This is a genomic window from Pseudomonas sp. P7758 (assembly GCF_013386485.1).
In the GTDB taxonomy this organism is placed as follows: domain Bacteria; phylum Pseudomonadota; class Gammaproteobacteria; order Pseudomonadales; family Pseudomonadaceae; genus Aquipseudomonas.
This window is the reverse complement of the sequence record NZ_JACARS010000041.1, coordinates 1-24,623: the sequence shown is the minus strand read 5'-3', so window position 1 is coordinate 24,623 and position 24,623 is coordinate 1. Positions and strand designations below refer to the sequence as shown.

Below are 24,623 nucleotides of genomic sequence, written 5' to 3'. Positions count from 1 at the left end.
CCGAATCCTCTAATTTCCCAACCCTGCGGGAAGCCTCCCGGCCCACGACTGCGCCCGCGCTTTAAACCGGGCCTCCCAGGCACTTACGCGACAGCTGAAAACGGACTTTCTCCTCAACCGTATCCGACTCAAAAAAGCAGGTTACCCCATGCAGTTCAGCAAATTACTGGCAGCTCTTTCCACCCACCCGATCCGCCTGCAAATGGACGAAGGCGACCTGATCATCCTGGGTGACGACGACGCGCTGGATGACGCCCTATGGGACCAACTGATCGCCCACAAACCCCAACTGCTCGACCTCGTCGCCCAACACGGCGGCGACTGGCTCAGCCCGGCCTATCGCATCACCCCGGACATGCTGCCCCTGGTCAACCTCGACCAACCCGCCATCGACCGCATCGTCGCCGCGATCCCCGGCGGGGCGGCGAATGTGCAGGATATCTACCCTCTGGCACCCCTCCAGGAAGGCATGCTCTACCACCATCTGTCAGCGCACCAGGGCGACCCCTACGTGCTGCACGCGCAGTTCGTGTTCGACAGCCGCGCCCGTCTTGAAACCTTCGCCCAGGCCTTGCAATGGGTCATCGACCGCCACGATATCCTGCGCACCTCGATGGCCTGGGATCGCCTCGACGAACCCCTGCAAGTCGTCTGGCGCAAGGCGTCGCTGGCCTGCGAAGAAGCCCGCCTCGACGGCGATGTACTGACCCAACTGCAAGCCCTCTACGACGCCCGCAACTACCGCATGGACCTCGGCCAGGCCCCGCTGCTGCGCCTGGTGTTCGCCGAAGACCCGCGCAACCAGCGTGTGGTCGCCATGCTGCTGTTCCACCACACCATCCTCGACCACACCGCCCTCGACGTAGTGCGCCGGGAGATCCAGCTGCACCTCGCCGGCCAGACCGAACACGCCAGTGCACCGGTGCCGTTTCGCAACTACATCGCCCAGGTCCGCCATGGCGTCAGCGAACAGGCTCACGAAGCGTTCTTCCGCGAGATGCTGGCCGATATCGACGAGCCAACCCTGCCGTTCGGCCTGCAGGATGTGCAGGGTGACGGGCATGGCATCGACGAAACCCGCATTGCCGTCGACGGCGATCTAAGTCGCCGTCTAAGGGCCCAGGCGAGACCGTTGGGTGTTAGTCCCGCCAGTGTGATGCACTTGGCGCTGGCCCAGGTGCTGGGCAAGGTCTCGGCTCGCGAAGCCGTGGTATTTGGCAGCGTGATGCTCGGCCGCATGGGCGCGGGCGAGGGTGCCGACCAGGCCCTGGGCATGTTCATCAATACCCTGCCGCTGCGGGTGGATGTAGGCGAACAAGGCGTGCGCGCCGCCGTGCACACCACCCACAAGCGCCTGACCGAACTGCTCGATCACGAACACGCCTCCCTGGCCCTGGCCCAGCGTTGCAGCGGTGTGGCCGCACCCACGCCGTTGTTCAGTGCCATCCTCAATTACCGTCACAGCGATGCCTCGGACACCCAGGCGGTGATCGACATCGCCGAAGGCATCCAGGTGTTGGGCGCCGAAGAACGCACCAACTACCCGCTGACGGTCAACGTCGATGACCTGGGCGAAGGCTTTGCCTTTACCGTGATGGTGGACGCCTCCATCGGCGCGACGCGCATTGCCGGTTACCTGCACACCGCCCTGGAAAACCTGGTGCTGGCCCTGGAACAAACGCCAGATGCACCGTTGCACAACCTGGGCATCCTGCCTGCCGCCGAACGCCAGCATCTGCTGCATGGCCTTAACGCCAGCACCCAGCACTACGCCGATTCAGCCCTGATCCACCAGCAAGTCGAAGCTCATGCCGCCAGCCATCCCGAAGCCATCGCGCTGCGCTTTGAACACGAACACCTGAGCTACCGCGAGCTGAACGAGCGCGCCAACCAGGTTGCGCATTGCCTGCTCAAGCATGGCATCCGCCCCGACGACCGGGTGGCGATCTGTGTCGAACGCGGGCTGGAAATGATCATTGGCCTGCTGGGGATTCTCAAGGCTGGGGCGGGTTATGTGCCGATCGATCCGGCCTACCCGCTGGACCGTATCGCCTACACCCTGAAAGACAGCGCGCCGCTGGCGGTGCTGGTGCAGGACGACACCCGCCACCTGGTGGGCGACGTCACGTCGATCGACCTCAACAGCCTGCAGCACGAGCCCATCGTCAACCCCAACGTTGCAATCAGCGCGTCCAGCCTGGCCTATGTGATCTACACCTCCGGCTCCACCGGCCTGCCCAAGGGCGTGATGATCGAACACCGCAACGTCGCGCGACTGTTCAGCGCCACCGAGCACTGGTTCAAGTTCAACGCCAATGACACCTGGGCGCTGTTCCACTCGTTTGCCTTCGACTTCTCGGTGTGGGAGATCTGGGGCGCGCTGATGCATGGCGGGCAGTTGCTGGTGGTGCCGCAGCTGGTCAGCCGCTCGCCGGACGAGTGTTACGCACTGCTGTGCGAAGCCGGCGTCAGTATTCTCAACCAGACGCCGAGCGCGTTCCGCCAGTTGATCGCGGCACAGGGCCGCAGCCAGCAACTGCACTCGCTGCGCCAGGTGATCTTCGGCGGTGAAGCCCTGGAACCGGGGATTCTCAAGCCGTGGTACGCCCGGGTGACCAACGCTGGTACGCGGTTGGTCAACATGTATGGCATCACCGAAACCACCGTGCACGTGACCTACCGTGCCCTGGAGGCGGCGGATGCACAGCGGGTGGGCGTGAGCCCGATTGGCGTGCGCATTCCCGACTTGCAACTGTATGTGCTGGACGCCCGCCGCGAACCGGTGCCGAGCGGCGTAGTCGGGGAGTTGTACGTCGGCGGTGCCGGCGTGGCGCGGGGTTATCTCAACCGCGATGAGCTGACGGCCGAACGTTTTCTGACGGATTCCGCAACCGGCCTGCGCCTGTACAAGACCGGTGACCTCGGCCGGATGCTGGCCGACGGCAGTGTCGAGTACCTGGGGCGCAACGACGACCAGGTGAAGATTCGCGGTTTCCGTATCGAACTGGGGGAGATCGAAGCACGCCTGGCCACCTGCGAAGGTGTGCGCGAAGCCGTGGTGATTGCCCGCGAAGACGAACCGGGCGACAAGCGCCTGGTGGCCTACGTGATTGCCCAGCCTGAACACACGCCCACTGCCGCTGAGCTGCGTGACCACCTGCTGCTGTCCCTCGCCGAGTACATGGTGCCCAGCGCCTTTGTGCTGCTCGACGCGTTCCCGCTTACCACCAACGGCAAGCTCGACCGCAAGGCCTTGCCGGCACCGGACGCCGATGCCCTGGCCCGTCGTGGTTATGAAGCGCCACAAGGCGCGGTGGAAGCCGCGATCGCGAATCTCTGGCAAGACCTGCTCAAGGTCGACCGGGTCGGGCGCCAGGACAACTTTTTCGAGCTGGGCGGCCATTCGTTGCTGGCGGTCAAGCTGATCGAGCGCATGCGCCAGCTCGAGCTGAGCGCCGATGTGCGGGTGCTGTTCGGCCAGCCGACCCTGGCTGCGCTGGCCGCTGCGGTGGGCGGGCAACATGAAGTGCAGGTCCCGGCCAACCTGATCGGCGAAGCGACGCGGCACATCACCCCGGACATGCTGCCGCTGGTGAATCTCGACCAGCAGGCCATCGACCATATCATCGCCAGTGTCCCCGGCGGCATCGCCAACGTACAGGACATCTACGGCCTGGCCCCGTTGCAGGCCGGCATCCTCTACCACCACCTGGCAACCACCGAAGGCGATCCCTACGTGTTGCAGGTGCAGTTCAGCTTCAGCGGCCATGAGCCGGTCGAGGCGTTTATCCGTGCGCTGCAAAGTGTGATCGAGCGCAACGATATCCTGCGTACCGGGATTGTCTGGGAAGGCCTGGACGAGCCGGTGCAGGTGGTCTTGCGCCAGGCGCTGCTGGTGGTTGAGCAGGTTGAAGCCGATCCTTCCAGCGCCGTATTGGCGCAACTGCAGGAACGCTTCGACCCACGCCACTACCGCCTCGACCTGTCCCGCGCCTCGCTGATGCGGTTTGCCTACGCCGAGGATCAGGGCCGTTACGTCGGCATCCTGCTGCTGCACCACATCCTGCTGGACCACACCGCGTTGCAGGTGCTGGTGGAGGAAATGAGCGCGAGCCTTGCAGGCGAAACCGGCTTGCTGCCCGACGCCGTGCAGTACCGCAACTACGTGGCCCAGGCGCGCCTCGGTGTGAGCGCTGCGCAGCATGAGGCGTTCTTCAGCGAAATGCTCGGCGACATCGACGAGTCGACCCTGGCCTTCGGCTTGCAGGACGTGAACCGCGACGGCAGCGGTGTGCGCGAAGCACACGTGGCATTGGAACCGGCCCTCAGCCTGGGCCTTCGCGAGCAGGCCCGGCAACTGGGGGTGAGTGTCGCAAGCCTGGTGCACCTGGCGTGGGCCCAGGTCCTCGGCCAGGTCTCGGGCCAGGACGACGTGGTCTTCGGCACCGTGCTGCTGGGCCGGCTGCACGGCGGCGAGGGCGCCGACCGGGCGCTGGGAATGTTCATCAATACCTTGCCGTTGCGGGTCAGTGTCGGCGCGGTGGGCGTGCAGGCTGGCGTGCGCGCCACCCATGCGCGGCTGGCACAGTTGCTGGGGCATGAACATGCGTCCTTGTCCCTGGCCCAGCGATGCAGTGGCGTGTCCGGTGCGCTGCCGTTGTTCAGCACCTTGCTCAACTACCGCCACAGCGCGCCGGGTGAAGCGCCGGGCGCCAGCCCGTTCGCCGACGCCGGGATCGAAATCCTCAGTTCCGAGGAGCGCAGCAACTACCCGCTGGTGCTGAACGTCGACGACCTCGGCGCAGGTTTTGCCCTGACCGTGCAAGGCGTGGCGGAGGTGGATGTGCAGCGCGTCGGCGACTACATGCTCAGCGCCTTGCGCAACCTGGCCACGGCACTGCAACAGGCGCCGACCACACCGCTGCATCAAGTGTCGATCCTGCCACCCGCCGAGCGGCATCAAGTGCTGGTGGACTTCAACGCCACTGCCCGCGCCTACCCGGCTACGCACACCGTGCACGGGATCTTCGAAGCCAGCGTCCTGACCAGCCCCGACGCGCTGGCGGTGGTGCACGGCGACGTGTCGCTGACGTACCGCGAACTCAACCTGCGGGCCAATCGCCTGGCCCACTATTTGATCGACCAGGGTGTAAAACCGGGCGACAGCGTGGCCATCGCGCTGCCACGTTCCATCGACCTGCTGGTCAGCCAGCTGGCCATCCTCAAGTGCGCGGCGGTGTACGTGCCGCTGGATATCAATGCACCGGACGAACGCCAGGCGTTCATGGTGCAGGACAGTCATGCCGGGCAGGTGCTGCGTGATCTCGACGGGCTGAACCTCGACAATCAGCCGACCCATAATCCGAACCTGTCCCAGTCTGCCGAAAGCGTGGCGTACATCATGTACACCTCCGGCTCAACCGGTGCGCCCAAGGGCGTGCAGGTGCCCCATCGCGCCGTCTCTCGATTGGTGATCAACAACGGCTACGCCGACTTCAATCACCGCGACCGGGTGGCCTTCGCCTCGAACCCGGCGTTCGACGCCAGCACCCTCGATGTGTGGGCGCCGTTGCTCAACGGCGGCTGCGTGGTGGTGGTCGAGCATGCCACGTTGCTGTCCCAGGCCGCGTTTGGCGCCCTGTTGCAGGAGCAATCCGTCAGCGTGTTGTGGATGACCGCCGGGCTGTTCCATCAGTACGCCGACGGGTTGATACCGATGTTCCGGCAACTGCGCTACTTGATCGTCGGCGGCGATGTGCTCGACCCGCAGGTGATCGCCCGGGTGCTTGAGCACGGCGCGCCGCAGCACCTGCTGAATGGCTATGGCCCCACCGAAGCCACGACGTTTTCCACCACCTTCGAGATCAAGTCGGTGGGTGAGGGCGGTATTCCGATTGGTCGACCGATTGGCAACAGCCGTGCCTACGTGCTGGATGCACGGCAGCAGCCGGTGGCGCTGGGCGTGGTTGGCGAGCTGTACATCGGTGGCGCGGGTGTGGCCAAGGGGTACCTGAACCAGCCGCAATTGACCGCAGAGAAATTTATCGTCGACCCGTTCGGCGATGGGCTGCTGTACCGCACCGGCGACCTGGCGAGCTGGCAGGCGGACGGCACCTTGCTGTACCAGGGCCGCAATGACCATCAACTGAAAATCCGGGGTTTCCGTATCGAGCCGGGTGAAATCGAAAGCTGCCTCGCCAGCGTTTCCGGCGTCAAAGACACGGTGGTGCTGGCCCGTGAAGATGAGCCAGGCGACAAGCGCCTGGTGGCTTACTACACCGCCCAGGCGTCGCTGGGCATTGAAGCGTTGCGTGCGCACCTGCAAAGCCGGCTGCCGGACTACATGGTGCCGTCGGCCTATGTCTGGCTGGAACTGTTGCCGCTGACGGCGAATGGCAAGCTGGACCGCAAGGGCCTGCCTGCGCCGGATCAGGCGTCGCTGCTCAGCCGTGGTTTCGAAGCCCCGGAGGGCGAGGTGGAAACCCTGCTGGCGCAAATCTGGCAGGACGTGCTGAAGGTCAAGCGGGTAGGGCGCTTTGACCACTTCTTTGAACTCGGTGGCCATTCGTTGCTGGCGGTGAGCCTGATCGAGCGCATGCGCCAGGCGGGCCTGAGCGCCGATGTGCGGGTGCTGTTCAACCAGCCAAGCCTGGCGGCGCTGGCGGCGGCGGTGGGCAGTGGCCGGGAAATCGTGGTGCCGGCCAACGGCATTGCGCCTGGCTGCGAGCACATCACGCCGTCGATGCTGACCCTGGTCAAGCTGGACCAGCCGGCCATCGACCGCATCGTGGCGACGGTGCCCGGCGGTGCGGCCAACGTGCAGGATATCTACCCGCTGGCGCCGTTGCAGGAAGGCATCCTCTACCACCACATCAGCGCCGAACAGGGCGACCCCTACCTGCTGCAATCGCGCATGGCGTTTGACAGCGTCGAGCGTTTGCAGGCCTTCATGGGCGCGCTGCAAAAGGTCGTGGCGCGCCACGATATCCTGCGCACCGGCGTGGTGTGGGAAGGCTTGGACAGCCCGGTGCAAGTGGTGTGGCGTCATGCCGAATTGGTCGTACAGCACATCCCGCTGGACCCGGCCGATGGTGATGTGATCGAACAACTGCACGCGCGTTTTGATGCCCGCCACTATCGCCTGGATATCACCCAGGCGCCGCTGCTGCGCATGGTGTATGCGCAGGACCCGGCCAACCAGCGGGTCGCGGCGATCCTGCTGTTCCATCACCTGGCACTGGACCACACCGCCATGGAAGTGGTCGGCCAGGAAATGCGGGCGTTCCTGTTCAACCAGGCCGATGACTTGCCGGCCGCGGCACCGTTCCGTCACTACGTGGCACAGGCGCGCCTGGGTGTCAGCGCCCAGGAACACGAGCAGTTCTTCCGCGAAATGCTCGCCGATGTCGACGAGCCCACGCTGCCCTTCGGCGTGCAGGATGTGCAGGGCGATGGCCGGGATATCGAAGAGGCCGAATTGCCCGTCGATGCAGGGCTGGCGCTGCGGGTTCGTGAACAGGCGCGGCAACTGGGGGTCAGCGCTGCGAGCCTGATGCACCTCGCGTGGGCCCAGGTCCTCGGGCTGGTGTCGGGCCGTCAGGACGTGGTATTCGGCACCGTATTGATGGGCCGCATGCAAGCCGGCGAAGGTGCCGACCGGGCATTGGGCATGTTCATCAACACCTTGCCGCTGCGGGTGGAGGTGGGTGCCGACGCGGTACGTGCCGGCGTCAAGGCGACCCACGCCCGGCTCAGTGCCTTGCTGGGCCATGAACATGCGTCCCTGGCGCTGGCCCAGCGGTGCAGCGGCGTGCCGACCTCGATGCCGTTGTTCAGTGCCTTGCTCAACTACCGCCATAGCACCCCGGGCGAAATGGCCCGCGACGGCCACGGTATCTGGGAAGGCGTGCAGTTGCTCGGCGGCGAAGAACGCAGCAATTACCCGCTGACCTTGAGTGTGGACGACCTCGGTACGGGCTTCGGCTTGACGGTACTGGCGCTGGAATCCATCGGCGCGCAGCGCCTGTGCGACTCCATGCACAGTGCGCTGGAGCAACTGGTGGAGGCCCTTGAGCACGCGCCGCAAACGCCGTTGCATCAGTTGCCGGTACTGCCTGCCCGCGAACGCGAACACCTGCTGCGCAGCTTCAACGCCACCGCCCGCGACTACCCGCAAGGGCAGACCCTGCACGGCGCTTTCGAAGCCCAGGCCCTGCGCCTGCCGCAGGCGATTGCCGTGAGCCAGGACGGCCAGCACCTGACGTACCAACAGCTCAACCAACGCGCCAACCAACTGGCCCATCACCTGCTGGCGCTGGGCGTACAGCCCGACGACCGTGTGGCGATCTGCTGCCGACGCGGCCCGCAGATGCTGGCGGGCCTGCTGGCGATTCTCAAGGCGGGCGCGGCCTACGTCCCGGTAGACCCGGCCTATCCGGCCGAGCGCATCGCTTACCTGCTGCAAGACAGCGCACCGGTCGCGGTCCTGGCCGAAGAGAGCACCCGTGGCGTGCTCGGTGATATCGCCATCGTCGATCTGCATGGCGCCTATCCCGACGGCACCAATCCCCACGTCGCCAGCCTGACCCCGGCGAACCTCGCCTATGTGATCTACACCTCCGGCTCCACCGGCCAGCCCAAAGGCGTGATGGTGGAACACCGCACCGTGGAAAACCTGGTGCATTGGCACTGTGAAGCCTTCGACCTGCAGGCCGGCAGCCACACCAGCAGCGTGGCCGGCTTCGGTTTCGATGCCATGGCCTGGGAAGTCTGGCCGGCATTGTGCGTGGGGGCGACCTTGCACCTGCCACCGGCCCATGTCGGCAATGAAAACATCGACGAACTGCTGGCCTGGTGGCTGGCCCAGCCGCTGGACGTGAGCTTCCTGCCCACCCCGGTGGCCGAGTACGCGTTCAGCCAGGACCTTGAGCACCCAAGCTTGCGCACCCTGTTGATCGGCGGTGATCGCCTGCGCCAGTTCAGCCATGAGCGACGTTTCGCGGTGATCAACAACTACGGCCCCACCGAAGCCACGGTGGTCGCCACCTCTGGCCGGGTGCGCGCCGGCCAGCCGCTGCATATCGGCAAGCCGATGGCCAATGCCACGGTGTACCTGCTGGATGCACAACAACGGCCGGTGCCGGTGGGTGTGGCCGGTGAGCTGTATGTAGGCGGCCGCGGCGTGGCCCGCGGCTACCTGAATCGCCCGGACCTGACCTCCGAGCGATTCCTCGATGACCCGTTCAACCCGGGCCGCATGTACCGCACCGGCGACCTGGCGCGCTGGCTGCCGGATGGCAACATTGAATATCTGGGCCGCAACGACGACCAGGTAAAAGTCCGGGGCGTGCGCGTCGAGCTGGGAGAAATCGAAACCCGCCTGGCCGCCGTCGACGGCGTCAAGGAAGCCGTGGTGCTGGTGCGCGACGGCCGCCTGGTGGCCTGGTTCACCGAACAAAAACCGCTGGTTATCGAAACCCTGCGCGCCGAGCTGCACAGCCAACTGCCCGAGGCCATGGTGCCGGTGGTCTACGTCAAACTCGACAGCTGGCCGTTGACCGCCAACGGCAAGCTTGACCGCAAGGCGCTGCCGGCACCGGATCAGGCCGCCGTGCTCAGCCGGGAATATGAAGCCCCACGCGGCGAAGTCGAGACCACCCTGGCGCGGATCTGGGCCGAGGTGTTGCAGGTGGAGCAAGTGGGCCGCCATGACCACTTCTTCGAGCTGGGCGGCCATTCCTTGCTGGCGGTAAGCCTGATCGAGCGCATGCGCCAGGCCGGCCTCAGCGCCGATGTGCGGGTGCTGTTCAGCCAGCCGACGCTGGCGGCATTGGCAGCGGCAGTGGGCAGTGGCCGGGAAGTGGTGGTGCCGGTGAATGCCATCGCCGCCGATTGCCCGCGCATCACGCCCTCGATGCTGCCATTGGTGGAGCTGGATCAGCCGATGATCGACCAGATCGTCGCCAGCGTGCCGGGTGGCGCCGCCAATGTGCAGGATATTTACCCGCTGGCACCGTTACAGGAAGGCATTCTTTACCACTACATCACGGCGGAGCAGGGCGATCCGTACCTGCTGCAATCGCACCTGGCATTCGATACCCAGGCGCGCCTGGACAGCTTCGCCCAGGCCTTGCAGCAGGTGATCGACCGCCACGACATCCTGCGGACCGGTGTGGTCTGGGAAGGCTTGGCGCAGCCGGTGCAAGTGGTGTGGCGCAAGGCTCGATTGACGGTCGAAGCGCTGCATCTGGACGGTGATGTGCTGGCCGGCCTGCATCAGCGTTTCGACGCCCGGCGCTACCGGCTGGACATCGCCCAGGCGCCGCTGATCCGCCTGATGTACGCCAACGACCCGGCCAATCAGCGGGTGGTGGCGGTGCTGCTGTATCACCACATCGTGCTGGATCACACCGCGTTTGACGTGGTGCTGCGGGAAATGCAGGGCTACCTGCTGGGGCACCCCGCACCGCAGGCCGCGCCGATGCCTTATCGCAATTACGTGGCGCAGGCGCGACTGGGTGTCAGCGAGCAGGAACATGAAGGGTTCTTCCGCGAGATGCTTGGCGATATCCATGAGCCAACGCTGCCGTTTGGCTTGCAGGATGTGCAGGGCGATGGTCGGGATATCGAAGAATTCACGCATCACCTGGACGCTGCCGTCAGCCGGCGCCTCAGGGCCCAGGCACGCCTGCTGGGCGTGAGCACCGCGAGCCTGTTCCACCTGGCATGGGCGCAGGTGTTGGCGGTGACGTCGGGCAAGCCGAATGTGGTGTTTGGCACGGTGCTGGTCGGCCGGATGCAGGGCGGCGAGGGCGCGGACCGGGCCCTTGGCGTGTTCATCAACACCCTGCCATTGCGCCTGGATATCGACGGGCAAGGCGTGCGCGACAGCGTGCGCAGCACCCATGCCCGGCTCACCGCGCTGCTGGGCCATGAACATGCTTCCCTGGCCCTGGCCCAGCGTTGCAGCGGGGTGGCGGCGCCGCTGCCGCTGTTCAGCTCGATGCTCAATTATCGCCACCGGGGCGGCGCCACCCGTTCACAGGACGCGCAGCACGCCTGGGAAGGCATGCAGACCCTGACCAATGACGGGCGCACCAACTATCCGTTGACCCTGAACGTCGATGACCTGGGTGATGGTTATGACTTCACCGCGTTGACCCCGGCCCAGGTAGGCGCACAACGGGTCTGCGGTTATATGCAGATGGCGTTGACCCAGTTGGTGGAGGCCCTGGAGCACGCGCCGCACCAGGCCCTTGACCGCCTGCCGATCCTGGGGGATGCAGAGCGTCAGCAACTGCTGTTTGATTTCAATGCCACCGAGGTTGACTACGACCTGGCGCAGACCCTGCACGGCCTGTTCGAGGCCCAGGTCGAGCGCACGCCGGATGCATTGGCGGTGAAGGCGGGTGAGCAATGCCTGACCTATGCCGAGCTGAACCAGCGCGCCAACCAACTGGCGCACCACCTGCGGGAACTGGGCGTGCAGCCGGATGCGCGGGTGGTGATTTGCGTCGAGCGTGGTCTGGAGATGGTCATCGGTCTGTTTGCGATCCTCAAGGCCGGTGGTGGTTATGTGCCGCTGGACCCGGCGTACCCGCTGGATCGCCTCGCCTACATGCTGCAAGACAGCCAGCCCGCGGCGCTGCTGGTGCAGGGCGCTACCCGTTCGTTGCTGGGCGACGTGACGGTGCCGGTGGTGGATCTTGACCAGAACACCTGGGCGCACCAGCCGGTGTCCAACCCACAGGTTCCCGGGTTGACCGCGCAGCACCAGGCCTACGTGATCTACACCTCCGGCTCCACCGGCCAACCCAAGGGCGTGATCAACGAGCACGCGGGTGTGGTCAACCGCTTGTTGTGGATGCAGGACGCCTACGGCCTGAACGCCACTGATGCGGTACTGCAGAAAACCCCGTTCAGCTTCGATGTGTCGGTGTGGGAGTTCTTCTGGCCCCTGTTCACCGGTGCGCGGCTGGTCATGGCACGCCCCGGCGGGCACAAGGAGCCGGCTTACCTGTGCGAGGTGATCGCGGCAGAACAGATCACCACCTTGCACTTCGTGCCGTCGATGCTCGATGTGTTCCTGGCCCACGGTGATGTCAGCCAGGGCGCCGGGCTGCTGCGGGTGATGTGCAGCGGCGAAGCCTTGCCCGGCAGCCTGGTGCGGCGCTTCAAGCAGCAATTGCCCGGCATCGGCTTGTACAACCTCTATGGCCCGACGGAAGCCGCAGTGGACGTGACCGCCTGGAACTGCGCCAGGCCCGTGGTGCCGGACAACACGCCTATCGGCAAGCCGATTGCCAACACCCGCATGTACCTGCTGGATGCCCGGTTGCAACCGGTGCCGCTGGGCGTGGTGGGCGAGCTGTTTATCGCCGGTGTGCAAGTGGCTCGCGGCTACCTGCACCGTCCCGAGCTGACGGCCGAGCGCTTCCTCAAGGACCCGTTCAACCCAGGCCGGATGTACCGCACCGGTGACGTCGGGCGCTACCTGCCGGATGGCAATATCGAGTACCTGGGCCGTAATGACGACCAGGTGAAAATCCGTGGCCTGCGTATCGAACTGGGGGAAATCCAGGCGCGGCTGACCGAGTACCCGCAGGTGAAGGAAGCGGCCGTGTTGGCCCGCGACGAACGCCTGGTGGCGTACTACACCGGCGTGCCAGCCGATATCGAGCTACTGCGGGCGCACATGCTGGCGCGCTTGCCGGACTTCATGGTGCCCGCGGTATTCGTCCATCTCGACGCTCTGCCCCTGAGCCCCAACGGCAAGCTCGACCGCAAGGCCTTGCCGACGCCGGGTGTGGAATCACTGATCGTGCGCGAGTACGAAGCCCCGGTGGGCGCTACCGAAATCACCCTGGCGCGGCTGTGGGCCGAGCTGCTGAAGGTGGAGCGGGTAGGGCGTCACGACAACTTTTTCGAGCTGGGCGGGCACTCGTTGCTGGCCGTCAGCTTGATCGGACGCTTGCGTCAGGAAGGCATGGAAGCCGATGTGCGGGGCCTGTTCGAACAGCCGACCCTGGCCGGCTACGCCGCAATTACCGAACGAATGGAGATCGTCCTGTGAGCATCATCGAACTGTTGGCGACACTCAAGGCCAAGGATGTGCAACTGGCGCTCAAGGGCGATCAGTTGTCGGTGCAAGGCAACAAGCAGGCCCTGAGCGACGCGGCACTGGTGGCCTCGCTGCGCGAACACAAGCCGGCGCTGATCGAGCTGATCAAGGCCGGGGAGTACTCGGCCACCAAGGCCGGTGAGGTGCAGGTGCCGGCCAATGGCATTCCACCGGGCGCTACCTCGATTACCCCGCAGATGCTGAGCCTGTCGACCCTCAGCCAGGCGTCCATCGACCGTATCCTCGAGACCGTCGAGGGTGGCGTCGCCAATGTGCAGGACATCTACCCGCTGGCACCGTTGCAGGAGGGCATCCTCTACCATCATGTGAGTGCCGAGCACGGCGACCCGTACATCATGCAGTCGCTGTTTGCCTTCGACAGCCTTGAGCGTTTCGAGGGCTTTGCCCTGGCCTTGCAACAGGTGATCGACCGTCACGACATCCTGCGGACCGGCGTGGTCTGGGAAGGCCTGGAAGAACCGTCGCAAGTGGTCTGGCGCACGGCGCGCCTGCCGGTGCAGGCGATTGAACTGGACCCGGCAGACGGCGATATCGCCGCCCAGTTGCATCGCCTGTTCGATGGCCGCCACTACCGCATGGACGTGACCCGCGCGCCGCTGCTGCGCCTGGTGCGGGCCTGGGATGAAGCCGGCCAACGGGTGGTGGCGATGCTGTTGTTCCACCACATGGCCCTGGACCACAGCGCGCTGGAAGTGGTCTGCCACGAGATGCAAGCCTGCCTGCTGGGCAGGGCGGGTGAACTGGGCCAGGCGGTGCCGTTTCGCAACTATGTCGCCCAGGCGCGCCTGGGCATCAGCGAGCAGGAGCACGAGGGGTTCTTCCGGCAGATGCTCGGCGACATCAGCGAGCCGACCTTGCCCTACGGCCTGCAGGATGTGCAGGGCGACGGCGACAACATCCAGGAGATCAGCCTGCCGCTGGCCCCGGAGCTGAGCCGGCGCTTGCGCGCCCAGGCCCGGCAGTTGGGCGTCAGCGCCGCGAGCCTGTTCCACATGGGCTGGGCCCAGGTGCTGGGAGTGCTGGCGGGCAAGGAACAGGTGGTGTTCGGCACGGTGCTGATGGGCCGCATGCAGGGCAGCCACGACACCGACCGTGCCCTGGGGATCTTTATCAACACCTTGCCATTGCGGGTGGATGTTGGCGCCGAAGACGTGCGCACCGGGGTCAAGGCGACCCATGCCCGGCTGACCACCTTGCTGCGTCACGAACACGCGGCGCTGGCCCTGGCCCAGCGTTGCAGCGGTGTAGTGGCGCCGACGCCGCTGTTCAGCGCGTTGCTCAACTACCGCCATAGCGCAGGCGGCGCGAGCGCCGAAGCGGTCTCGGCCTGGCAGGGTATTCAAGCGTTGCGCTCCGAGGAACGCACCAACTACCCGTTGACCCTGAGCGTCGACGACCTGGGCGAAGGCTTCAGCCTGAGCCTGTTGGCCTGCGCCCAGGTTGATCCGCAGCGGGTGTGCGCTTATCTGCAAACTGCCCTGGAGAATTTGGTACAGGCGCTGGAACAGGCACCCGAAACACCCTTGAATCGCTTGTCGGTGCTGCCCGAGGCGGAGCAGCGGCATCTGCTGGAGCAGTTCAACGCGACAGCCATCGACTTCCCCCAAGGCACCACCCTGCATGGGCGTATCGAGGCCCAGACCCTGCTGACCCCGGACGCGGTGGCCGCGGTGTATCAAGGCCGCCAGCTGACCTATGCCGAGTTGAATCAACAAGCCAACCTGCTGGCCCATCACCTGCTGGCGCTGGGGGTAAAACCCGACGATCGCGTGGCCATCGTTGCCCGGCGCGGGCTGGACACCCTGGCCGGGTTGCTGGCGATCCTCAAGTCCGGCGCCTGCTATGTACCGGTGGACCCGTCGCACCCGGCCGAGCGCCTGAGCTACCTGCTCGGCGACAGCGCCCCGGTCGCGGTACTGACCCAACATGCATTGCTGGAGCGCCTGCCCGCGCTCGATGTGCCGGTGATCAACCTGGACCGTTTTACCTGGCACCACCATTCGGCGAGCAACCCGCAGGTGGCCGTCACGCCCGCCAACCTGGCCTACGTGATCTACACCTCCGGCTCCACCGGCCTGCCCAAGGGCGTGATGGTGGAACATCACACCGTGGCCAACCTGGTGGACTGGCACTGCACCGCGTTTGACCTGTGCGCAGGCCGTCACACCGCGAGCGTGGCCGGGTTTGGCTTTGACGCGATGGCCTGGGAAGTCTGGCCGGCACTGTGCGTGGGGGCCACCTTGCACCTGCCGCCGGCCCACGACGGCGCCGAAGATATCGACGCGCTGCTGGACTGGTGGCGCGCGCAACCGCTGGACGTATGTTTCCTGCCCACGCCGGTGGCCGAATATGCGTTCAGCCAGAACATCGAACACCCGACCCTGCGCACCTTGCTGATTGGCGGCGACCGCCTGCGCCAGTTCACCCGGGCCCAGCGTTTCGAGGTGATCAACAACTACGGCCCCACCGAAGCCACGGTGGTGGCGACCTCCGGGCGGATCGAGCCCGGGCAGCCGTTGCACATCGGCAAGCCCATTTCCAACGCCACGGTTTACCTGCTGGACGAACAGCAGCGCCCGGTGCCCTTGGGGGTTGCCGGTGAACTGTATGTGGGCGGCAAGGGCGTGGCGCGGGGTTATCTCAATCGCCCGGAAATGACCGCCGAACGTTTCCTGAATGACCCATTCAATTCGGGCCGCATGTACCGCACCGGCGACCTCGCGCGCTGGTTGCCGGACGGGAATATCGAGTACCTGGGCCGCAACGACGACCAGGTGAAAATCCGCGGTGTGCGCATCGAACTGGGGGAAATCGAAACCCGCCTCAACCAGCTGCCTTGCATTCAGGAAGTGGTGGTGCTGGCCCGTGAAGACCAGCCCGGCCAGCCCCGGCTGGTGGCTTACTTCACCGAAAACCCGCAGCTCGATCCCCTCGATGTGGGCGATATTCGCGCGCATCTGGTGGCGCACCTGCCGGACTACATGGTCCCGGTGGCCTACGTAAAACTCGATACGTTGCCCCTGACCGCAAACGGCAAACTGGACCGCAAGGCGCTGCCAAAGCCGGATCTGGCCGCCGTCTTCACCCGCGAATACGAGGCGCCCCACGGCGACATCGAAACCGTGCTGGCGCAGATCTGGGCGGACGTGCTGCAGGTGCAGCGCGTGGGGCGCCAGGATCATTTCTTTGAGTTGGGCGGCCATTCGTTGCTGGCCATGCGCATGGTGTCCCAGGTTCGCCAGCAACTGGGGGTCGACCTGGCACTGGGCGAACTGTTCGCCAATGCCGAACTGGCGGCGGTGGCGCAGGTAGTGGCCCAGGCCGGGCGCAGCACCTTGCCGGATATCCTGCCGGCGGCGCGGGACACGGAGTTGCCGTTGTCGTTTGCCCAGCAACGCCTGTGGTTCCTGGCGTTGATGGAGGGCGCCAACACCGCCTACAACATTCCCATCGGCCTGCGCCTGCGCGGGCAGTTGCACGTCGACGCGCTGCAACGGGCCCTGGCACGGATCGTCGCGCGGCATGAGACCTTGCGCAGCCGGTTTGCCCAGCAGGATGACGACGCCCAGGTGCTGATCGTGCCGCCTGAAGAAGTGATGCCCCTGCAAGTCCAGGACCTGCGCCGCCACCCCGAAGCACAGCAGGTGCTCGACGCGTTGATCCAGGGCGAAGCCTCGGCGCCTTTTGATTTGCAGCGCGGCCCGCTGTTGCGCGGGCGCCTGGTGATCATGGCCGACGATCACCACGTGTTGCTGCTGACTATCCACCACATCGTGTCCGATGGCTGGTCCATGGGCGTGCTGACCCGCGAACTGATGGCGCTGTACCAGGCGTTCAGCCACGGTGAGGCTGACCCACTGCCGCCGTTGCCGATCCAGTACAGCGACTTTGCCGTATGGCAGCGCCTGTGGCTGAGCGGCGAAGTGCTGCATCGCCAGAGCAGCTACTGGCAACACACCCTGGCCGGTGCGCCGGCGTTGCTGATGTTGCCGACCGACCGCCCACGCCCGGCCCAGCAGGACTACGCCGGCAGCAGCGTCGAGGTGCACCTGGATGAGCGCCTGAGCGCCGGGCTCAAGGCCCTCAGCCAGCGCCACGGCACCACGCTGTACATGGTGATGATGACGGCGTGGGCATCGTTGCTCGCGCGTTTGGCCGGGCAGGAGGAAGTGGTGATCGGCTCGCCGGTCGCCAACCGCCAGCGGGCCGAGGTGGAAGGCCTGATCGGGTTGTTCGTCAACACCCTGGCAGTGCGCATTGATACCTCGGGCGAGCTGAGCGCCGAGGCGCTGCTGGCGCGGGTCAAGGGGCTGGCGCTGGACGCCCAGGCTCATCAGGATCTGCCGTTTGAGCAGGTGGTGGAAATCACCCGGCCATTGCGCAGCCTGGCCCATAGCCCGCTGTTCCAGACGATGTTGACCTGGCAGGACAGTGACGCGCCGGTGCTGGCTCTGGGCGACCTGAGCCTTGAAGGAATCGTGGAGGACAGTCACTTTGCCAAGTTCGACCTGTCCCTGAACCTCGGCGAGACCCGGGGCGAAATTCGCGGCACCCTGGAATACGCCATCGCGTTGTTCGACGAGTCGACCATGCAACGCTATGTCGGCTATTTCACCCGCGTGCTACAGGCCATGGTGGATAACGATCAGGCGGTGCTGGAGCAGGCTGACTTGCTGGACGATCAGGAGCGCCAGCATCTGCTGTTCGACTTCAATAACACCACAGTGGATTACAACCTCGACCAGACGCTGCACGGTATGTTCGAAGCCCAGGTGGCGAGAACGCCGGATGCGCTTGCGGTGAAGGCAGGCTCGGAGTGCCTGAGCTACCGCGAGCTGAACGAACGGGCCAATCAGTTGGCGCACCATCTGCGGGAGCGGGGTGTACAGCCGGATTCGCGGGTGGCGATTTGCGTCGAGCGCGGCCTGGAGATGGTCATTGGCCTGTTCGCAATCCTCAAGGCGGGCGGCGGTTATGTGCCGCTGGACCCGGCGTATCCGCTGGAACGTATCGCCTACATGCTCAAGGACAGCGCACCGGCCGCCGTGCTGGTGCAGGGCGAAACCCGTTCGTTGCTGGGCGACGTCACGGTGCCGGAGGTGGACCTGGACCGGAACACCTGGCAGCACCAACCAACGTCCAACCCACGAGTGGACGGGCTGACCTCGCAGCATCAGGCCTACGTGATCTACACCTCGGGTTCTACCGGCCAACCGAAGGGCGTGATCAACGAGCACGCGGGCGTGGTCAACCGCCTGCTGTGGATGCAGGACGAGTACGGGCTGACTGCCCAGGACAGGGTGTTGCAGAAAACCCCGTTCAGCTTCGACGTCTCGGTGTGGGAGTTCTTCTGGCCGCTGTTCACCGGCGCGCGGTTGGTGATGGCGCGTCCTGGCGGGCATAAAGACCCGGCCTACCTGTGTGAGGTGATCGAGGCGGAGCAGATCACCACGCTGCACTTTGTGCCGTCTATGCTCGATGTGTTCCTGGCCCACGGCGACGTCAGCCAGAGCGCCGGGCTGGTGCGGGTGATGTGCAGTGGTGAAGCGTTGCCCGGCAGCCTGGTGTGCCGCTTCAAACAGCAGTTGCCGGGCATCGGTTTGTACAACCTTTATGGCCCGACCGAGGCGGCGGTGGACGTGACGGCGTGGGATTGTGCCGGGCCCGTCACGCCGGACAACACCCCCATCGGCAAGCCGATTGCCAACACCCGCATGTACCTGCTGGACGGGCAGTTGCAGCCTGTTCCGTTGGGTGTGGTGGGCGAGCTGTTCATCGGTGGCGTGCAAGTGGCGCGGGGTTACCTGCACCGTCCTGAGCTGACCGCCGAGCGCTTCCTCAAGGACCCGTTCAGCGCCGGCCGGATGTATCGCACTGGCGACGTCGGGCGCTACCTGCCGGACGGCACCATCGAGTATTTGGGCCGCAATGACGACCAGGTGAAAATCCGTGGCTTGCGCATCGAACTGGGGGAGATCCAGGCGCGACTGCTGCAATTCCCGCAGATCAACGAAGCCGCCGTGGTCGCCCGCGATTCACGGCTGGTGGCTTACTACACCGGCGTGCCGGCGCAAATCGACGCTTTGCGCAGCCATTTGCTGGAACACCTGCCGGACTACATGGTACCGGCCACCTTCATGCACCTGGACGCCTTGCCCCTGAGCCCCAATGGCAAGCTCGACCGCAAGGCACTGCCGGCGCCGGGCCTGGAATCGGTGAGCGCCCGGGAGTACGTCGCGCCTGTGGGGGAAACCGAAATCACCCTGGCCGGCCTCTGGGCTGATTTGCTCAAGGTGGAGCGTGTGGGTCGGCACGACCATTTCTTCGAGCTGGGCGGCCATTCGCTGCTGGCCGCCAGCCTGATCGGCCGCATGCGTCGGGTCGGGTTGTCGGCGGATGTGAAAGTGTTGTTTGGTCAACCCACCCTTGCAGCCTTGGCGGCTGCCGTGGGTGGTGGTCGCGAAGTGGTGGTGCCAGCCAATGGGATCGCCGCGGATTGCACGCGGATCACCCCGGACATGCTGACGCTGGTGAACCTGAAGCAACCCGCCATCGACCGCCTTGTCGCGACCATTCCCGGTGGCGCGGCCAACGTTCAGGACATTTACCCGCTGGCGCCGTTGCAGGCCGGGATCCTGTATCACCACCGCGCAGTGCAACAGGGTGACGCGTACCTGTTGCAGGCGCAGTTTGCCTTCGCCAGCGTCGAGCGCCTTGAAGCGTTTGCCCAGGCGTTGCAGGCGGTGATCGAGCGGCAGGATATCCTGCGCTCGTCGATGCACTGGGACGGGCTGGAAGAACCGGTGCAAGTAGTGTGGCGCCGGGCGTCGTTGCAGGTCGAGGCGATTCAGGCGACGGGCGATGTGCTGGAGCACTTGCAGGCGCGCTTCCATCAGCACCGCCTGGACCTGGGACAGGCACCGCTGATGCGCCTGGTGTACGCCGAGGACCCGGCCAACCAGCGGGTGGTTGCGTTGTTGCTGTTCCATCATCTGGTGATGGACCACGTTGCGCTGGAGGTGCTGCAGCACGAGATGCAGGCGTGCTTGCTCGGCCGGCGCGAGCAATTGGGTGCGGCGGTGCCGTATCGCAATTATGTGGCGCAGACGCGGTTGGGCATGCGTGAGGAAGAGCACGAAGCGTTCTTCCGCGAGATGCTCGGGGAGGTCGATGAGCCGACGCTGGCATTGAGTGCACCGGGTGAAGCGCAACAGGCACATTTGCGCGTCGACCCGCTGTTGAACGGGCGCCTGCGCACCCTGGCACGGCAGCTTGGGGTGAGTGCTGCGAGCCTGATGCACCTGGCCTGGGCGCAGGTGCTGGGCAAGGTTTCCGGCCGCGAGCAGGTGGTGTTCGGCACCGTATTGCTGGGCCGGCTGCAAGGCGGCGAAGGCGCCGAACGTGCCTTGGGCGTGTTCATCAACACCTTGCCGCTGCGGGTCGACCTGGGTGAGCGCACGGTGCACGCAGCGCTGATGGCCACCCACGCAAGCCTGACCCGGTTGCTCAGTCACGAACATGCGCCACTGGCCCTGGCCCAGCGTTGCAGCGGGCTGCCGGCCAATACGCCGCTGTTCAGCGTGCTGTTCAACTATCGCCACAGCGCCCCGCACGCTGGCGGCGTAGCCGAGGCGTGGCAGGGCATGCAGGTGCTCAAGGCCGAGGAACGTACCAACTTTGCGCTGTCCCTGAGTGTCGATGACCTGGGCGACGGGTTTGGCTTTGACGCCATGGGGCAGGGCGCGCCACGCCTCTGCGAGTACCTGCATGTTGCCCTGGAGCAACTGGTGCAGGCCCTGGAACAGAATGCAGGGGGCTCAATCAGCCAACTGTCGATTCTGCCGGCGGCGGAGCGTGAAAAACTGCGGATGGAATTCAACGCCACCCAGCGCGAATTCCCTCACGAACATACGGTGCAGCGTTTGTTCGAAGCCCAGGCCCAGGCACGCCCGGGTGCTATCGCAGTGGTGCATGGCGAACACACCCTGAGTTACGGCGCGCTGAACACCCGAGCCAACCAGTTGGCGCACCACCTGCGCAACCTGGGCGTGCAGCCCGGCGACCATGTGGCGATCCTGTTGCCGCGCTCGATTGACCTGTTGCTCAGCCAACTGGCAATCCTCAAATGCGCGGCGGCCTACGTGCCGCTGGACATCAACGCCCCGGCCGAGCGCCAGGCCTTTATGGTGCAGGACAGTGGCGCGGTGTGGCTGTTGACCCACAGCAGCGAGCCTGTCGCTTACCCGGCCCGACGTATCGACCTCGACACCCTGGCGCTGGACCCGCAACCGAGCCACAACCCGGACCTGTCGCAGTCCTCGGAGCGCGTGGCGTACATCATGTACACCTCCGGTTCCACCGGCACCCCCAAGGGTGTGCTGGTACCGCACCGGGGCATCACGCGGCTGGTGATCAATAACGGTTACGCCGATTTCAACGCCCATGACCGCGTGGCGTTCGCTTCCAACCCGGCGTTCGACGCGAGCACCATGGACGTGTGGGGCCCCTTGCTCAACGGTGGCCAGGTGCTGGTGATCGACCATGCGACCTTGCTCGACCCCGGCGCGTTTGGCCGGGCACTGAAGGCGGGCGGGGCGACGATCCTGTTCGTCACCACTGCGCTGTTCAACCAGTACGTGCAATTGATTCCCGACGCGTTGGCCGGGCTGCGCATCCTGTTGTGCGGCGGTGAACGGGCCGACCCGGCGGCGTTCCGCAGCCTGCTGGCCCAGGCGCCGGCACTGCGGCTGGTGCATTGCTACGGCCCGACGGAAACCACCACTTACGCCACCACGCATGAAGTGCAGGCCATCGCCGCCGATGCCGAAAGCGTGCCGATCGGCAGGCCGATTGCCAACACGCAAATCCACCTGCTGGATGCGCACTTGCAGCCGGTGCCGCTGGGCGTGGTCGGGGAAATCTGCATTGGCGGGCATGGCTTGGCCAAGGGGTACCTGAACCGGCCGGAGCTGACGGCCGAGAAGTTTGTCGATGATCCGTTTGGCGATGGCTTGTTGTACCGCACCGGCGACCTTGGGCGCTGGTCGGCGGACGGACTGCTGGAGTGCATCGGGCGTAATGACGACCAGGTGAAGATCCGCGGCTTCCGCATCGAGTTGGGCGAGATCGAAGCACGCCTGGCCACCTGCAGCGGCATCAAGGATGTGGTGGTGCTGGCACGAGAAGATGCGCCGGGGGACAAGCGCCTGGTGGCGTACTACACCGGCGAGCCGCTGGCCATCGAAGGGTTGCGCAGTCATCTGCTGCAGCACCTGCCGGACTACATGGTGCCATCGGCCTATGTACCGCTGGAAAAAATGCCCCTGACAGCCAACGGCAAGGTCGACCGCAAGGCTTTGCCGGTGCCCGCGCTGGAGGCATCGGCGAGCCTTGTGTTCGAGGCGCCGGCGAACGAGCTGGAACAGACCCTGGCACGCCTCTGGGCCGAGGTGTTGCGGCTGGAGCAGGTCGGTCGGCATGACAGTTTTTTTGAACTGGGTGGCCATTCGTTGCTGGCGATCCGGCTGGTCAACCTGATGGAAGAGGCGGGGCTTGAGGTGTCGTTGGCCGAGCTGTTCCAGCACGCCAGCGTGGCCTCGGTTGCCTCGATGCTCGGTCAGCGCACGGCGCGGGAGGACAACAGCTCGCTGATCACCGTACGCGCCAGCGGCAGCCAGCCGCCGTTGTTCCTGGTGCATGAGTTCAGCGGCATGGACGTGTATTTCCCGGCGCTGGGTCGGCACCTGCCGGGGGACTACCCGATCTATGGCCTGCCCGGTGCACCCCTTGGCGAGGTGCAGTTGCAGACCATGGAAGGCCTGGCGGCGCGGCTGGTGGGGATCATCCGCTCGGTGCAGCCCCATGGGCCGTATCGGCTGGCGGGTTGGTCGTTCGGCGGGGTGTTGGCCTATGAAGTGGCGATGCAACTGCAGGGGCTGGACGAACCGGTGGCATTCCTCGGGTTGATCGACAGCTACGTGCCGCGCATGACCGACCAGGGCAAGGCGCGCTGGAGCGGGCCGGATGCCCTCAAGCGGCATTTGCTGTTGCAGTGCACGGCGTATTGGAAGGCACAGGGAGGTGTGGATGAGTTGGCGAGCCTTGAGCAACTGGAAGCGGACATTGGACAGCTGGACTTTGCGGGTTTGCTGCAACGCTGCCGCGATCGGCATTTGTTGTACGCGCAGATGGCGGCGGCTTCGGACGCGGACCTGTTGAGTTTTATCCAGCGGGAAGTCGGGCATGGGCATGCGTTGGCGCATTACAGCCTGTTCCCGATGCCGCTGGCGGTGCACTTGTTCAGCGCCGCCGAGCGGCCGACGGAACTCTCGCGGCGCAGCCTGGATTTGGGATGGGATGAGGCACTGGCCGTGGGGCAATTGCGCCGCATTGAGGTGCCGGGGGATCACCAGAGCATGATGCAGGCACCGCATATCCAGGCGCTGGGGCAGGCGATGGTTGAGGCCCTGGCGTTGAGTGAGGCGCCGGCGGTGGCGGTGCATCAGCCGTTGTTGCGGATCCAGAGTGGTCGCGCCGGGCAGGCACCGATCTTCTGTGTGCCGGGGGCGGGGGATAGCGTGACGGGGTTTGTAGGGTTGACCGAGGCGTTGGGACGGGACTGGCCGATCTTTGGCTTGCAGCCCCGTGGGCTGGATGGGGAGGTGGTGCCCCATAGCCAGGTTGAGGCAGCGGCGCGCTGTTATTTGCAGGCCCTGGAGCAGGAATGTCCTTCGGGGCCAGTGCATTTGGTGGGGCATTCGTTTGGCGGTTGGGTGGTGTTCGAGATGGCCACGCGGTTGCAGGCTCAGGGGCGTGAGGTGGCGTCGTTGACGTTGATCGACAGCGAGGCGCCCGGGGGCAATGGGGTGGTGGGCCGGCCCTATACCACGACGGCGGCGTTGTTGCGGTTGGTGGAGTCGATGCAGGTGGCTTCGGGTAAGTCGCTTGGGATTGATGCGGTGGATTTTGCCGGGCGCGATGAAGTGGAGCAGCGGCGGTTGTTGCATGAGGGGATGGTGGGGGTTGGGTTGTTGCCGGCGCGGTCTTCGGTGGATGCCATGTATGGGCCGGCGCGCACGTATGCGTCGGCGTTGCGCATGGTTTATCGGCCTGGTCGGCGGTATGAGGGGGTGGTGCGGTTGGTGTTGGCGGAGGATCCGACCCTCGATGCGGCGGGTAATCAGCGGGAGCAGGGGTTGATGGTTGAGGGGTGGCGCGGGTGCGTGGGGGTGTTGGAGGTTTGGTATGGGCCGGGGAATCATTTTTCGCTGCTCAAGGCGCCGAACGTCTTTAGTTTGGCGGCTTGGTGGCGGGATGGGGTTGTGGTTGGGGAGCGGGTTTCGTGAGTGTACATATCCGTTGCTGCGGTAACGGCCACTTAGGGTTCCGCTCTTACAGCGGGTCACTTTTGGCAAACGCCCCAAAAGTAACCAAAAGGTCTTTGCCCCACCACTCGGTGCCTCGCCCAGGCTCGGCATGCCCG

The 24,623-nt window shown here is 65.4% G+C and carries 2 protein-coding genes; both read left to right on the top strand.

What is annotated here, in order from left to right:
- Positions 1–148: 148 nt before the first annotated feature.
- Positions 149–13,072 carry a non-ribosomal peptide synthetase gene (locus HX873_RS09680; protein ID WP_177122617.1) on the top strand — a complete coding sequence of 4,308 codons (12,924 nt, stop codon included), beginning with the start codon at positions 149–151 and terminating at the stop codon, positions 13,070–13,072.
- Positions 13,069–24,486, top strand: coding sequence for a non-ribosomal peptide synthetase (locus HX873_RS09675; RefSeq protein ID WP_177122616.1), 11,418 nt, complete (start codon positions 13,069–13,071; stop codon positions 24,484–24,486). The genes HX873_RS09680 and HX873_RS09675 overlap by 4 nt, the downstream gene beginning before the upstream one ends.
- Positions 24,487–24,623 lie beyond the last annotated feature (137 nt).